The 16096-nt window shown below is 41.0% G+C and carries 13 protein-coding genes; 6 read left to right on the top strand and 7 right to left on the bottom strand.

All coding sequences use genetic code 11. The features are described from left to right. Positions 1-84: 84 nt before the first annotated feature. Positions 85-981, top strand: coding sequence for a GGDEF domain-containing protein (locus tag AC27I2_RS11850; protein WP_058552863.1), 897 nt, complete (start codon positions 85-87; stop codon positions 979-981). 65 nt (positions 982-1046) lie between these two features. Here AC27I2_RS11850 and AC27I2_RS11855 read toward each other — a convergent pair whose 3' ends face one another. From AC27I2_RS11855 to lpxB, 6 genes are all read right to left on the bottom strand, one after another. Next, entirely contained in the window at positions 1047-1397 is a 351-nt protein-coding gene (locus tag AC27I2_RS11855; RefSeq protein ID WP_058405695.1) for a hypothetical protein, read from the bottom strand. Then, positions 1398-2702, bottom strand: coding sequence for a tRNA lysidine(34) synthetase TilS (gene tilS, locus AC27I2_RS11860; protein ID WP_487204398.1), 1305 nt, complete (start codon positions 2700-2702; stop codon positions 1398-1400). Positions 2703-2793: 91 nt separating this feature from the next. Beyond that, positions 2794-3750 carry an acetyl-CoA carboxylase carboxyl transferase subunit alpha gene (gene accA, locus AC27I2_RS11865; protein WP_006793614.1) on the bottom strand — a complete coding sequence of 319 codons (957 nt, stop codon included), beginning with the start codon at positions 3748-3750 and terminating at the stop codon, positions 2794-2796. A 16-nt stretch (positions 3751-3766) separates the two neighbouring features. Beyond that, positions 3767-7258: a DNA polymerase III subunit alpha gene (gene dnaE / locus AC27I2_RS11870; RefSeq protein ID WP_487204399.1), complete on the bottom strand. Its 3492-nt coding sequence runs from the start codon at positions 7256-7258 to the stop codon at positions 3767-3769. Positions 7259-7261: 3 nt separating this feature from the next. Beyond that, a complete protein-coding gene (rnhB, locus tag AC27I2_RS11875) occupies positions 7262-7864 on the bottom strand; it encodes a ribonuclease HII (protein WP_487204400.1) in 603 nt (200 codons plus the stop codon). Next, a complete protein-coding gene (lpxB, locus tag AC27I2_RS11880) occupies positions 7854-9011 on the bottom strand; it encodes a lipid-A-disaccharide synthase (protein ID WP_487204401.1) in 1158 nt (385 codons plus the stop codon). Before lpxB ends, rnhB begins: the two co-directional genes overlap by 11 nt. Positions 9012-9310: 299 nt before the next feature. On the opposite strand from lpxB, the gene AC27I2_RS11885 reads away from it, so the two are divergent. Genes AC27I2_RS11885 through cydC form a run of 5 tightly spaced genes read left to right on the top strand, consistent with a single transcriptional unit; the run spans position 9311 to position 15716 of the window. Continuing rightward, entirely contained in the window at positions 9311-10885 is a 1575-nt protein-coding gene (locus AC27I2_RS11885) for a cytochrome ubiquinol oxidase subunit I (RefSeq protein ID WP_058552868.1), read from the top strand. Positions 10886-10887: 2 nt separating this feature from the next. Then, positions 10888-12027 (top strand): cytochrome d ubiquinol oxidase subunit II, encoded by a 1140-nt coding sequence (gene cydB, locus AC27I2_RS11890; RefSeq protein WP_058405701.1) that lies wholly within the window; start codon positions 10888-10890, stop codon positions 12025-12027. A gap of 12 nt (positions 12028-12039) precedes the next feature. After that, a complete protein-coding gene (gene cydX, locus AC27I2_RS11895; RefSeq protein ID WP_487204402.1) occupies positions 12040-12204 on the top strand; it encodes a cytochrome bd-I oxidase subunit CydX in 165 nt (54 codons plus the stop codon). Beyond that, positions 12194-13981 carry a thiol reductant ABC exporter subunit CydD gene (gene cydD / locus AC27I2_RS11900; RefSeq protein ID WP_487204403.1) on the top strand — a complete coding sequence of 596 codons (1788 nt, stop codon included), beginning with the start codon at positions 12194-12196 and terminating at the stop codon, positions 13979-13981. The genes cydX and cydD overlap by 11 nt, the downstream gene beginning before the upstream one ends. Continuing rightward, the gene (gene cydC, locus AC27I2_RS11905; protein WP_487204404.1) at positions 13974-15716 is read left to right on the top strand and encodes a thiol reductant ABC exporter subunit CydC; all 1743 of its coding nucleotides are present in this window, start codon (positions 13974-13976) and stop codon (positions 15714-15716) included. The genes cydD and cydC overlap by 8 nt, the downstream gene beginning before the upstream one ends. On the opposite strand, the gene AC27I2_RS11910 is transcribed toward cydC, so the two are convergent. Continuing rightward, positions 15699-16091: a septal ring lytic transglycosylase RlpA family protein gene (locus AC27I2_RS11910; RefSeq protein ID WP_487204405.1), complete on the bottom strand. Its 393-nt coding sequence runs from the start codon at positions 16089-16091 to the stop codon at positions 15699-15701. The genes cydC and AC27I2_RS11910 overlap by 18 nt on opposite strands. Positions 16092-16096: the final 5 nt, after the last annotated feature.

Raw genomic sequence — 16096 nt, forward strand, 5'->3', positions numbered from 1 at the left:
AAGCAATTGTTTTTAAGCTAGTTTTAAAATATGGCACAGAAATCGCTTAATAATGGCAAAGCAACACCCTCGGGGGAGAATTTAATGGAAAATGTCCATATTTTGACGCAACGTGTCTCTGGTCGCGGCGATTTTTTGCCGTTTTCGGCTGAGCACACACCAAATCACGAAACAACGGCAACACATGAGTTAGTCGCTGAGCTACAAACTAGTTTAGTTATTGAAGATGTATTAGCCATATATGCAAAGTTTACAAAAAAGCTTTTAAACTTTACGGGGTTGCAGTTTCAATCAACGCTTGGTACCGCACAAACGTCTGAAAGTGATACAAACAGTACACCCTATATTTTTGATTTAGCAATTGGAAGAGAGCATTTAGGGCAACTTATTTACTTTAGTAAATACCCTTTAGGCAAAGCAATTGAAAGCAAGCTACGGGCGCTTCACTCAGCGTTGGTTTACCCGCTACGTAATGCGATGATGTATAGCCGCGTTCTTAAATTGGCAACAAAAGACTCTCTAACGGGTTTAAATAACCGTAGTCAATTTAATGACATTTTATCTCAAAAACTAGAAAACTGTCGTCGTTATCAACGCCCTTTCAGCTTAATGTTATTAGACCTTGATAACTTTAAGCAGGTCAATGATCAGTTTGGTCATAAAATTGGTGACGATACACTTAAAGAATTTGCCACAGTATTAAATTCAAGTATACGTGCGACAGATACTGTATTTAGATTTGGTGGTGATGAATTTGCAATACTAATTGAAGACCCTGAGTTTACAACTAACAAAGTGATTTCTGAACGCATTATGCAATTTGTAAAACACTCAAGTTTAATGTCTAAATACAGCGTAACGGTAAGTATTGGTTACACATTAGCGACAAGTAAAGACTGCGATATAGAATTATTCTCACGAGCAGATAAAGGATTGTACAAAGCTAAAGCGTCTGGTAGAAATTGCGCTAAAGCATATTAACTTAACGATTTAATTAATAAAGGCCTCGCTTCCCCCGCGGGGCCTTTTTTATGCAAACCGCGACCCTATTGCTTAATAGGCTTTGCGGGTAAAAACTTATAAATAGTAAGCGCTACACAAAAACCAAAAAAGTAACCACTCACTAAATTAATTAAGGCAGTGGCGGTGCCAAGAGGCGTAAATAACACTAAAACTAATGGTAAACTCACCCCTAGTATAAAAAATATGCCGCCTTTACCTAACCAGTAAGCCATTAAAATAACCGCTGATACAGCACCACCCGAAATAGCATAGGCTAAAGTAACAATGTTCAAATCGAGTAATACATTAGCAACTAACGCTATTAGGGCTGTAAATAGCATGCCTAATGGGGCTTTATTAACCAGCGATAACCCAACATGTGGCTGTTTACTCATTTATTTACACTCCCAATAAATACCATTTTCATCATAATGTTTTTCACTTATAAAATAGCCAACCACTTGGACTAATTCGTCGTTGTAGAAAATAAGGGGCACATGACTTCGAAGCCAAGGCGCTATTTTTGCATCTTTAAACCAGTGCTTAACGGTGTTGCTTCCTGGCTTTTTTAGTGGTGTTATACGAGCGCTATTGCAATTAAACCTTACTGAAACCTGCTCATTAGCATACGGCGCTCTTATTCCTGCACCGCTTTGCTTTGTTAATATGCGGCCATCATTGAGGGTGAGTTCATGAGTGATTAACTTATCATCATTCACAATGTTATTTTGAATTACAAAATACAAACTCCCTTGATGGCGTCTAACTTGTCCATCAACTAAGTCAATTTGAATTTGTGCGTCGGCCTGAGCATTTATTGCCTGGTTGATAATTTGTGACAACTGCTTTTGAGATGGCATTATTTCAGTAAACAAACCCAGCCACGCTCTTACCACATTCGCTAAACGCGACTCACTGTATGACTTTATGTTGTTAATACATAACGCTTGTTGCGTACTTAAACTTTGATTTAAATCAGTAAAAATATATTCATCAAGTAGAGCTTGTTGTTGCTGAAGTAACTCAATACTGCGAGCTGCACACTGCTCAAAGCCATCAAACCGCTCTGCAAGTAAGGGTACAACACTGGCGCGCAAAAAGTTACGATCGAAGCGCTCATCAGTATTGGAGTCATCTGTAATATGATCAATACCATATTGTGCAGCAAAGCTCTCAATTTCACTTCGTTTCACATCTAAAAGTGGTCTAAAACACACTCTGCCACTTTTTAATACGCGCTTTTGATGCATAGCGCCGAGACCTTTTAAACCAGAACCTCGTTTTAAACGCAGTAAAAAAGTTTCTATTTGGTCGTTTAAGTGTTGCCCTAGCAATATAATACTGTTTTTTGGGCATACCTCGTCGAGCGCTTTATAGCGAGCATCACGTGCTTGAGCTTCTAAGCTTGTTCGTGATTGAACCGCTATATTGACACTCACTGCCTGAAATGACACGCCAAGATCTATACATAAGCGTTTACAAAACTGTTGCCAATCATGAGCATGTTTACTCAACCCATGATTAACATACACAGCACTGAGCGTAATCGTATCAACTTCACTTTTTAGCTTACTCATTAAATGCAGCAACACAACCGAATCTACCCCACCTGAAAGCGCAACAGTAAATGCACTATTAGGTTGTTTAATATAGCTACTTAATGACTTTTTTAATTGCTGGTAAATGGCTGATGACTGCATACAACACGCTATAAAATTATAATTTAATGTATTTTAAAACAAAAAAGCCGCATAGGCGGCTTTTTTTAACATTTAATATCAGTAATTACTGTTAGCAGTAACCAAACGACATTAAACGCTTGTAACGTTGATCAAGCATGTCTTCAAGCGAAAGCGCTTGTAAGTCTGCTAAATCACGCTTTAAACGCGTTTTTAAGTTACGCGCCATTGCATCGTAATTGCGGTGCGCGCCACCCAAAGGCTCATCAACTAAGTTATTGATTAAGTCTAACTCTTTAACGCGCTCTGCCGTTACACCCATGGCTTCTGCTGCAAGTGGTGCTTTGTCTGCGCTTTTCCATAAAATTGATGCACACCCTTCTGGCGAAATCACCGAGTACGTGCTGTATTGCAACATGTTAACTCTGTCGCCAACACCAATGGCTAATGCACCACCTGAACCGCCTTCACCAATAACCGTACAAATAGTGGGCACTTTAAGTGCAGCCATTACTTTAAGGTTACGTGCGATTGCTTCAGACTGACCACGCTCTTCAGCGCCCACACCTGGGTAGGCACCTGGTGTGTCGATAAAGGTCATAATTGGCATTTTGAAGCGCTCAGCCATTTCCATTAAGCGTAGTGCTTTACGGTAACCTTCTGGTTTTGGCATGCCAAAATTGCGTTTGATTTTTTCAGCTGTGTCACGCCCTTTTTGTTGGCCAATAACCATCACTGGTTCGCCATCTAAACGTGCAACACCGCCTAAAATAGCCGGATCATTAGCAAATGTACGATCGCCTGCAAACTCGTCAAATTCCGTAAAAATGCGCTCGATATAGTCTCGAGTGTAAGGACGCAACGGATGACGTGCTAACTGTGATACTTGCCAAGCGCCTAAATTTGAGAATATTTCCTCTTTTTGTTTAGCACTTTTTTCTTTTAATTTGCTGACTTCCTCTTCTAACTCAAGGTCTAACTCGCCAGCGCGGCTTATGCTTTGTAATTCTTCAATTTTTGCTTCTAATTCTGCAATTGGAAGCTCAAAATCAAGATAATTGAGGCTCATGCTCTAAACTACCTAATCAGTTAAATTCTAGTTCTACATTTTGTGCCGCCATAAGTGATAACTTATGAATTAAGTCGTCGCTCGGCGTGACACACCATTCGATCCCTAGGGTTAATTGCGCCAACGCATCGGGGCGTTGGTAATAAACCTTGATCGGACACGTTCCCATTTTATAAGGTTCGAGTACTTTTTGTAATTTATCGAAGAAACCTGCCTCGATTTGCACCATGTTCAGCGTCATTTTAATCGCTTTAATGCGTTTTTCACGCGCTTGAGCAATGGTGTTTATTTCTCTGGCGGTCATTGTAATGCCACCAGAGAAGTTATCAAAGCTGACCTGTCCAGATATTACCAAGATATTATTAACTTGCAGCATTTCTTGGTACATTTCAAACTGTTCTGGGAACAAGCGTACATCAATACGGGCGCTCTTGTCATCTAAAGTTATTAAGCCCCAGCGGTTCCCTTTTTTATTAATTAAGGTGCGAGCAGAAATAACCAAACCAGCAGCGGTTGAGAGTACATCACGATTAGTTGGTTGTAAATCCACCAGCTTTCCGCTGGTGTAATACCTAAGTTCTTTTCGGTACTGATTTATCGGATGCCCTGTTAAATAAAGACCTAGCGTGTCTTTTTCACCCTCTAACCACTCGTTGTCGGTCAGCCCCGTCGCCTTAATAAAGGCTTGCTCAACTTCATCAGGCTCGGTGGCTAATAAACCAAATAAATCACTTTGCCCTAGTTGCTCTGCCTTGTTGTGCTGATCGGCTGCGCGCATGGCATCTTTTAAACTTGCCAGTAACGTTGCACGCCCTGCTTGGGTTTTCTCTGGCCCTAATTGGTCAAGCGCGCCGGCATAAATTAATTTTTCAGTAACCCGTTTATTTAAGCGTTTCAAGTCAACGCGAGCACAAAAATCAAATAAATCTTTAAACGGGCCACCTTTTGCGCGCGCTTCTAAAATAGCGTCTACGGGCGCTTCGCCCACGCCTTTAATAGCGCCAATACCGTAAACAATTTCACCTTGCAAATTTACCGTAAACTTAAACTCTCCCGCGTTTACATCGGGCGGTAATAAGGTGAGTTTCATGTTTTCACATTCATCCACCAAAATAACTATTTTATCGGTGTTATCCATATCAGCCGACATTACTGCAGCCATAAATTCTGCCGGATGGTGCGTTTTCATCCATAACGTTTGGTACGAAACCAATGCATAAGCCGCTGAGTGAGATTTATTAAAACCATAACCTGCGAACTTTTCTACCAAGTCGAAGATTTTAATGGCTAGTTCGCCGTCAATACCATTATTACGCGCGCCATCTTCAAACGTTGAACGCTGCTTTGCCATTTCTTCGGGTTTTTTCTTACCCATTGCACGGCGTAACATATCAGCGCCACCCAACGTATAGCCTGCGAGCACTTGCGCTATTTGCATTACTTGTTCTTGATACAAAATAATGCCGTATGTCGGATCAAGTATTGGTTTTAAGCTTTCGTGTTGGTATTGCGCATCTGGGTATGAGATTTCTTCTCGGCCGAGTTTTCGGTCAATAAAGTTATCTACCATGCCTGATTGCAGTGGCCCTGGGCGAAACAACGCCACGAGTGCAATCATATCCTCAAAACAATCGGGCTTAAGGCGGCGTACTAGGTCTTTCATGCCGCGCGATTCTAGCTGAAACACTGCCGTTGTTTCGGCGCGCAGTAATAGCTCTATGCTTTTTTTATCATCCAGTGGAATGGTGTTGATATCAACAGGATCTTTGCCTTCGCGCTGCATGCGCACGTTGGTCATATCTACTGCCCACTGCAAAATGGTCAAGGTACGTAAGCCCAAGAAATCGAACTTAACAAGGCCTGCGGTTTCTACGTCGTTTTTATCAAACTGGGTAACCGGAAACTTACCTTCATCGTCACAATAAAGTGCAGCAAAGTCGGTAATGGTGGTCGGCGATATTACAACACCACCGGCGTGTTTACCGGCATTACGCGTACACCCTTCGAGGATGCGACACATGTCTATTAAGTCTTTTACCTCAGAGTCGCCGTCGTAGGCTTCTTGTAAGCGCGGCTCTACTTCAAAAGCTTTGGCAAGGGTCATCCCTGGATCGCCTGGGATCATCTTTGAAATACGATCAACAAAGCCATAAGGGTGGCCAAGTACACGGCCTACATCGCGTATTACCGCTTTTGCCGCCATAGTACCAAAGGTAATAATTTGTGATACCGCATCACGGCCATACAATGCCGATACGTGATCAATTACTTCATCGCGCCTATCCATACAAAAATCGACGTCGAAATCGGGCATTGATACACGTTCAGGGTTAAGGAATCGCTCAAAGAGTAAGTCAAATTCAAGCGGATCGAGGTCTGTAATTTTAAGCGCATATGCTACTAATGAACCCGCACCCGAACCACGCCCAGGACCTACCGGAATATTGTTATCCTTACTCCACTGAATAAACTCCATTACGATTAAGAAGTAACCCGGAAAACCCATTTGGTTAATTACGCCAAGCTCTATTGCTAAACGCTCATCGTATTCAACGCGTTTTACTTTACGGTCTTCTTCGTCTGGGAATAAAAACTGGAGACGTTCTTCAAGGCCGTCTTCTGAAACTTTAACCAAAAACTCATCTATATTAAGAGAGCCTGTTGGGTAATCTGGCAAAAAGTATTCGCCTAACTTTACAGTCACATTACAGCGTTTGGCTATTTCTACAGTATTTTGCAGTGCTTCGGGTATATCGCTAAATAGCTCAGCCATTTGCTCAGGCGTTTTTAGGTACTGTTCTTCTGAGAAACGTTTTGGGCGGCGCTTATCATCAAGGGTGTAACCATCAAAAATAGCAACTCGAATTTCATGCGCTTCAAAATTTTCTGGCTTTAAAAATACCACTTCGTTGGTTGCTACAACGGGTAACTGCTCTTTAGCGGCAAGCTCTACCGCCATGTGTAAGTAGTCTTCCTCAAGTGGACGATTTGTGCGAACCAATTCTAAATAGTAATGATCGCTAAAGTGCTGCTTGTAAAAGCTAATAACCGATTCAATAACACCAGGGTTATTTTTTAAAAGCGCCTTACCTAAATCACCATCTTTCGCGCCAGATAGGATAATTAACCCTTCTTTGTGGTTAGCTAACCATTCTCTGTCGATGACTGGGCGATGAAAAACATGACCTCGCTGATACGCTTCAGAAATTAATAGCGTTATATTTTTATAACCTACATTGTCTTTAGCTAAAATTGTAATACGGCATGGTTCATCGGGGAATTCAGGGCTGCGCAGCCAAAAATCAGCGCCAACAATCGGCTTTATACCCGCATTGTGCGTGGCGCCATAAAAGCGCACTAAACCACAAAAGTTCATTTGATCGGTAATAGCAAGCGCAGGCATTTCAAGCTCTTGCGCTTTAGCGACTATTGGCTTGGTTTTGGCTAAGCCATCAACCATCGAAAAGTCTGAGTGAACCCTTAAATGTACAAACTCTGGTGCAGCCATGGTTTATGCCTCACCCTTAGCTTGCATTAGCACACGTTGTACAGGCTTAAAGCTTTTACGGTGTTCGTCAATTGCGCCGTATTGCTCAAGCGCTGCAAAGTGCGCTTTAGTTGGGTAACCTTTATGCCCTGCAAACCCATATTGTGGGTAGCGTGCATCGAGTTCAACCATTTCATCATCACGCGCTACTTTAGCTAAAATAGACGCTGCTGATATTTCAGCCACTAGGCTATCGCCCTTAACAACCGCTTGTGCCGGCATTGTTAATTTCGGTAAACGATTACCATCTATAAATACAAATTCAGGCTGTGTGCTTAACCCTTCAACTGCGCGGCTCATAGCAAGCATGGTAGCGTGTAAAATATTTAACTCGTCAATTTCTGATGGGCTGCAACGCCCATAGGCATAGCACAGTGCTTTTTCTTTTATTTCTGAAGCCAATGCTTGGCGCTTTTTATCTGTTAACTTTTTAGAGTCGGCTAAACCTGCAATAGGTTTAGTTGGGTCGAGTATTACCGCAGCGGTAACAACATCACCTACAAGCGGGCCGCGCCCTACTTCATCTACACCGGCAATTAAGGTTAAATTAGGTCGTTCAATTTGCATGTATTAACTCCGCGACAGCTTGCGCTGCTTGTTTGCTGGCGTTTAATCTAATTTTTTCATGAATTGCTAAAAACCGTGCTTTTAATTGTTTGTTATCTGTCTCTAGCATAGGTGTAAGTGCGCCTGTTAAATTGGCTACGTTACATTCGCTTTGTAAAAATTCAGGTACTAACTCTTCATCGGCCAATAAGTTAGGCAATGAAAAATACTTAATATTAAAGGTAAATAAAGTTTTAAAAATCCAATAACTCATTGGCTTTATTTTATAACCCACTACCATGGGCTTTTTATAGAGCATGCCTTCAAGCGTGGCGGTGCCTGATGCAAGTAATATGGCATCTGCCGCTTGCATCGCTAATTTTGATTGCCCATCTAGCAAACTAATATTAAGGCTAGGTGCTGTGGCATTTAAAATATCAGTAAACTGCGCTTTGCGCTTTTCGTTTACCAGTGGCACCACAACTTTAAGGTTTGGGTTTTGCGCTTGTAACTGCTCAGCTGTTTTTATATAGGTTTCGCTTAATAAGCCTACTTCAGAGCCTCGGCTACCTGGTAGTAACGCAAGTACTTTGTCATCAAGACTTAAACCTAATTCTGCACGTGCTTGGCTGTCGTCGTGCTCAAGGGCTATATCGTCAGCTAATGTGTGCCCTACAAACGTACACGGTACTTGGTGCTTATCGTAAAATTCTTTTTCAAACGGTAATAATGCAAGTACTAAGTTAGTCGCAGCGCTTATTGTATGTATGCGTTTTTCGCGCCATGCCCAAACAGACGGACTCACGTATTGAACGGTCTTAATACCTGCATCTTTTAACGGTTTTTCAACACGTAGGTTAAAATCGGGGGCGTCTATTCCAATAAATACATCGGGTGGGTTATCAATAAAGTGCTGTACGAGCTGTTTGCGTATTTTAAGTAATCGAGGCAGGCGTCCTAATACTTCAACCAACCCCATTACCGATAGCTCATCCATATCGTAAAGTGTTTTACAGCCTTGCGCCTGCATTTTTGGCCCTGCAATCCCTTCAAAGGTGGCGTCTGGAAAATGTATTTTTAATGCTTTTATCAGGCCTTCGCCTAAAATATCGCCCGACAGCTCACCTGCCACTATACCTATTCGTAGTTGTTTTTTTTCTTTAGTCATTTGCTTTTTGGTTCATATTTAAATCGGGCGTCATAAGTTTAGTTTACCGCGTTTTGGTATGTGATTAAACGCTTTAAACAACTCGTTTTTTATCTATAAATATAATCTCTATTGTTGTTTATTTTTAATACTGATGTAGCATACAAATAATATATTAAGTTTTACTAATATATGTTGACAAGTATTGAACAAGTGTGAATAATATTACAAACTTTCAGTAATTACTGAAAGTTCATTTAATAATTAACTCTGCCAATACCTCATTGTCCAGTTAATCCGTCACATTCAAGGAGCATAAAATGATAGATGAAACCTTTGTGGATCTATCGCGACTGCAGTTTGCCATTACTGCACTCTTTCACTTCATATTTGTACCGTTAACAATAGGTATGACTTGGATCTTAGTTATTATGGAATCAGTTTACGTTATGACTGGTCGCGAAATTTATCGTGATATGACTAAGTTTTGGGGTAAGTTATTTGGCATTAACTTTGCCATTGGTGTTGCCACAGGCCTCACGATGGAATTTGAATTTGGCACTAACTGGTCTTATTACTCCCATTATGTGGGCGATGTATTTGGTGCTCCTCTGGCTATTGAAGGGTTAATGGCATTCTTTTTAGAATCAACCTTTGTGGGAATGTTCTTCTTAGGGTGGGATAGGCTGTCTAAACGTCAACATTTAGGTGCTACCTTTTTAATGGCGCTGGGCACAAACTTATCGGCTTTATGGATATTAATTGCGAATGGTTGGATGCAAAATCCAGTAGGGGCTGAGTTTAACTACCAGACAATGCGTATGGAAATGACCAGTTTTGCAGAACTGGTATTTAACCCCGTAGCGCAGGTTAAGTTTATTCATACCGTGTCGGCGGGCTATGTTGCCGCATCTATGTTTGTTTTGGGCATAAGCAGCTGGTACATACTCAAAGGCCGCGATTTAGCGTTTGCTAAACGGTCATTTTCGGTGGCATCGGGGTTTGGCTTAGCCTCAATTTTATGTGTTATTTTACTCGGTGATGAATCAGGCTACGAAGTCGGTGAAATTCAAAAAGTAAAATTAGCGACAATTGAAGCTGAGTGGCATACAGAAGAAGCGCCCGCTGCATTCACTGCGTTTGGTTTTCCCGACTCAGAAGAGCAAGTAACGCATGCAGCCGTAAAAATACCCTATGCATTGGGCATTATTGCTACGCGTTCACTTGACGAAAAAGTAATGGGCATCTCTGATTTAGAGAAAAAACATGAAGTACGTATTCGTAACGGTATGATTGCTTATGGCTACCTCACTAAACTCAGAAATGGCGAAGATACTCCTGAAAACATTGCTAAATTTGACGCAGTAAAAGACGATTTAGGCTATGGCTTATTGCTTAAGCGGTATACATCAGATGTTGTTGATGCGACCGATGAGCAAATTCAAAAAGCAGTGAAAGATTCGTTTCCAAAAGTAGGCCCTATGTTTTGGTCGTTTAGGATCATGGTTGCCTGTGGCGTGGCTATGCTTGCGGTGTTTGTATTAGCATTCTATTACAACGCACACCGTATAATTGAACAAAAACGCTGGCTGCTTTGGGCCACTGTATTAAGTATTCCATTGCCATGGATTGCGATTGAATTTGGCTGGATTGTTGCAGAATATGGCCGCCAACCTTGGGCTATTTCTGAAATACTACCGACTTTTTTAGCAACGTCATCACTGACGGTAAACGATATTTTAATTAGCTTAACAGGTTTCATTATTTTCTATACAGGCCTTGCCATTGTTGAAGGCTGGTTAATGATTCACTTTATTAAAAAAGGCCCTAGCTCATTACACACTGGTAAATACCATTTTGAGCTGCCAAACAACACACAAGCAAAAGGAGAATAATCATGATTTTTGATTATGAAACATTAAAAATGTTGTGGTGGTTGATCATTGGGGTGCTTTTAATCGGCTTTGCAATTACCGACGGTATGGATATGGGGGTTGCTATGCTCCTTCGTCTAGTAGGTAAAACAGATTTAGAACGACGTACTGTCATTAACACAATTGGTGCGCACTGGGATGGTAACCAAGTATGGTTTATTACCGCCGGTGGCGCGTTATTTGCCGCTTGGCCTATGGTGTATGCCGCCGCTTTTTCGGGCTTTTACTTTGCAATGATGCTTGTACTATTTGCCCTCTTTTTTAGACCGCTTGGGTTTGATTATCGTTCTAAAATTGACTCTAAACGCTGGCGTAATAACTGGGATTGGGGCCTGTTTGCAGGTAGCGCTATTCCAGCACTCGTGTTTGGTGTGGCATTTGGTAATTTATTTTTAGGTGTCCCATTTAATATCGATAACCTGTTACGTGTGAGTTACCAAGGTTCATTTTTTGGCTTGTTAAACCCATTCGCACTGCTTGCAGGTTTAATTAGTGTGGCTATGTTAATTGCCCATGCTGGTATGTGGTTACAACTTAGAACGGCTGATGCAGTTGCACAGCGTTCTGGCCAGTATGGACGTTATGCATTAATTGCATTTATTATTTTATTTGCAGCTGCGGGGGCATGGGTTGCTAATTTGAATGGCTACCAAATTGTGTCTATGGGCGATACTCAAGGCCATGCTGATCCGCTAGCTAAAGTGGTTACAACAGCAAAAGGGGCTTGGCTAAATAATTATGCAGAACGCTCATGGACAATGACCTTTCCTATTTTGGCGTTTGCAATGGCGCTGAGCGCGCTAATTTTTTCTAAGCTCAATAAACCAGCGTTAGGGCTTATTTCAACAGCACTTATGCTAGTGGGTGTCATTATGACTGCGGGCGTTTCATTATTCCCGTTTATTATGCCATCAATTAACAACCCTAATATTAGCTTAACAATTTGGGACGCCGTTTCGAGCCATAAAACACTTAACATTATGCTTGTAGCCGTGGCCATTTTTGTACCATTAATTTTAACTTACACAACATGGTGTTACGTAAAAATGTGGCGCAGAGTAACCGTAGAAGAAATTGAAACTAACACTCATGGCAGCTACTAAGGAGACTAAACTATGTGGTATTTTGCTTGGATTTTAGGTGTACTTTTAGCCTGTACCTTAGGCGTAATAAATGTAATGTGGTATGAATTTCATCAAAATAAAAACAGCATTGCTGATGATGAACAACCGATGCATGATTTATTGAACGAGGCTAACTCGACCAAAAATGACGACTAAACCCCGACCAAATCGCGCGCAGCAGCAAACACTGCGCGCTTTTTTAAAAACACAAAGTAAACCCGCCTCATTATGGTTAAAGCTCAGTATTGCGCTAGGTACTTTTAACGCCATTTTAATGATTACAGGTGCTTATTTACTTGCTCAAACTATTCATAATGTAATGTTTGAAGGTAGTAGCTTAAGTGAAATCTCTCACTTGCTGTGGCCATTAGCAGGTATTATTTTGCTTCGCGCTATATTTTTAGCGCTAAGTGAAAGGCTAAGTGCTTTTGCTGCCCTTAAAATAAAATCGGCTATGCGCCAAACACTGTTAACTAAATTAAGCTTGCTAGGCCCAAGTTACATTGAGCAACACGGCCAAGGTGCAACCTTAAATACATTGCACAATGGCGTAGAAGAACTTCACGACTATTATGCAAAGTATCTACCTGGTGTTGCTTACAGTGCCCTTATCCCACTGGCAATATTGGTTGTTATTTTTCCAACCGATTATAAAGCGGGATTAATATTTTTATTAACGGCCCCACTTATTCCCTTTTTTATGATTTTAGTCGGCTCTAAAGCTGAAGCTCTAAATCAAAAACGTTGGCAACAACTCGCAGTGCTTGGTAATTACTTTTTTGACAGAGTACAGGGATTAACACAATTAAAACTGTTTAATGCAACGCAAACCGAATTAAAACAAATCGCTAAAATTTCTGATGACTTTAGACATACAACACTAGGCGTATTAAAAATTGCATTTTTATCGTCTTTTGCTTTGGAGTTTTTAGCTACCATTAGTGTGGCCTTGGTGGCTGTTATTATTGGCTTTAGACTGTTTTTCGGCACCCTCGACTTTTCTACAGGCTTTGTAGTACTGCTTTTAGCCCCCGAATTTTATCTACCTTTACGCCAATTGGGGAGCCATTACCATGCTCGCTTGCAAGGTATAAGTGCTGCTGCGGACATGGTGACTATTTTAAATGCGCCTCTACCAAATAATGAGGCTGATTCTGTTTCAAATACAATCACGCACTCTAGTTTAGATAAACTTAATTCTATAGATATTAAAAAGCTTAGTTATACGTACCCAAATAGTATTGAAGGAATACACGATATAACCCTAAAATTACCAAAAAAAGGGTTAGTTGCAGTTGTGGGTAACAGTGGTTCTGGGAAAAGCACTCTATTTGACTGCCTATTAGGCTTTCATGCCCAAGTAATGCCCTGTATTTATATTAACGGATTGCCATTAACAGCAAACAATATTACACAACTTCAGAGTCAGGTTGCGTGGATACCTCAAAATCCGACCTTATTTTACGATAGCATTGGTGCGAACATTTTATTAGCTAAACCTGATGCGACACAGCCCGAACTTGAGCAAGCGGCACATCAAGCAGGTGCGCTTGAATTTATAAACTCACTTCCACGTGGGTTCGATACGATAATAGGTGAGCAAGGTGAAGGCCTCTCTGGCGGTCAAAAACAACGCATAGCACTAGCCCGTGCGTTTTTAAAAAATGCCCCTATTTTAATGCTTGATGAGCCAACAGCTCACCTTGATAGCCAAACAGAGCAACACATTCAACACGCCATTAATATGTACGCTAAGAACAATTTAGTACTGGTAATCGCACACAGATTAAATACTGTAAAACACGCCGACAATATTATTGTAATGGACCAGGGTAAGATCACTGAGCAAGGTAGCTTTGAAAAACTACGCACTCAGCATGGCGTGTTTTATGATTTGCTAAATGCCACTAAGCAAGGAGTGGCCCATGAATAACTTTATTGGATTGATAAAGCTCTGCCGCCCTCATTATAAAGCCATGTTGCTCGCTACACTGTTAGCAACAATTACAGTGCTTGCGAACGTTGGCCTACTGGCTATTTCAGGCTGGTTTTTGGCATCTATGGCAGCTGCAGGTATTGCTGGCGTGCAAATGAATTACTTTACACCCGCTGGCACAATACGTTTTTTAGCTATTGTAAGAACGGCTTCTCGTTATGCTGAGCGTTTAGTTACTCATAATGCGACTTTTTTATTGTTGAGTGAAATTCGCGTAAATATGTTCGCAACACTAAGTAAGCTAAACAATGTAGATTTAGCAATGAGCCGCAGCGCCGATTTAGTAAACCGCTTACAAAACGATGTTGATGCCCTAGATAAATTTTACTTAAACATCTTACTCCCTATGCTAGTAGCGCTATTAAGCGTACCAATTATTATGGTGTTTATGGCGGCCTACAATGCAAACGTTGCACTTATTTGTTTTACTGGCATTTTATTAATTGGTGTTGTTTTACCGGCTTTACTAAGTATTAAGTTAAACAAAAATAGCCATAAAGAAACGCAGCTAAGTGCTCAACTTAGAGCCGAACTTTCTGACACGCTAACAGGCCTTAGAGAACTGAGTATTTACCAAGCAGGTGACGATCAAATTTCAAAATGTAATAAATTGAATCAGCAGTACAATCAGCAACTTTATAATCGCCATAAAGCACTGGCAAATAGCGATGGCCTAAGCTTACTGGTAGTGCAACTAGCCATGCTAGGCGCCATCGTTACTATTGTGCCGTTGGTATACACCGGTGCCATGGTAAATGTAGAACTTGCCATGCTAAGCCTATTTGTATTGGCAAGTTTTGAAAGCGTATTACTCCTGCCTAATGCATTTATTGAGTTACCTAATGTACTAAAAGCCGCAGAGCGACTATTTACACTTCAAGATAAAGTATCTGCTCAGAGTAACAATCAAGTCGCTTTAATTGATACCCAATATGATAAAAATAATACCTCACTAACCCTTAATAACATTAGCTATAAATACGATGAGCATACTGCATTAACTAACGTTAGCTTTATCCTTAAAGCTCAGCAAAAAGTGGCTATTGTAGGTCGTAGTGGGAGTGGTAAAACCACGTTGGTTAATTTGCTAACTGGGTTATGGCCACTTCAGCAAGGCAGCATTACGTTGGGTGATCAAAATACCCCCCATGAGCTGCACTCACTAAGCAATGACACCCGTGCAAGCGTTATAAATATATTAGCGCAGCAGCACCATATTTTTGACGGCACTCTGAGTGAAAATTTACGCTATGCTGCGCCAAATGCTACAAAAGATGAAATGCTAGAAGCAATTAAACTTGCAGAGTTAAAACCTTGGTTTGATGGTTTAAAAGCGGGTTTAAAAACACGTTTAGGTACTGGCGGGCGTAATGTATCTCAAGGGCAATCAAGGCGTATAGCGATAGCTCAGGCTTTATTACAAAACCCCGCTATTTTAGTACTTGATGAACCTACAGAAGGGCTAGATAACCATTCTAAGCAAACCGTAATGAACGCCATTATGCAGGTAATGAGTAACGTAAGCGTACTTACAATTACCCACGACCCTGCTCTTCTTAGCCAAATGAATAATGTTATATGGTTAGAGGATGGTAAAGTGATTGCACAAGGCTCTCATAAAGAGCTCAGTAGCGCTTATCCAGATTATGTAGCACTAACTACCCGGTTTTAATACACTGATTGATACATCGATAACGCCGACCTTAGGGTCGGCTATTTTTTTAAACATAGCTAATGATAAATCAATCACTCGCCCTCTTACGTAAGGCCCTCTGTCGTTTATTCTTACAATTACAGATTTGTTATTTGCCAAGTTAGTTACCTTTACTTTAGTACCATAGGGTAAATCTAAATGCGCAGCTGTTTCTGCATTTTGGCTAAAAACCTCACCGTTTGCGGTTGTGCGGCCATGATATTTATTAGCGTAATAGGAAGCTTTACCTAACTGGCTGCGCTCGCCATCAGCTGAGGTAGCTACACGCTGACTGCTACACGCAGCTAAAATTGACAAAAAACTGAGGATAAAAATTAACTTAGTAAGAGACATAACTG

Source organism: Pseudoalteromonas sp. NH0006-46, assembly GCF_057547735.1.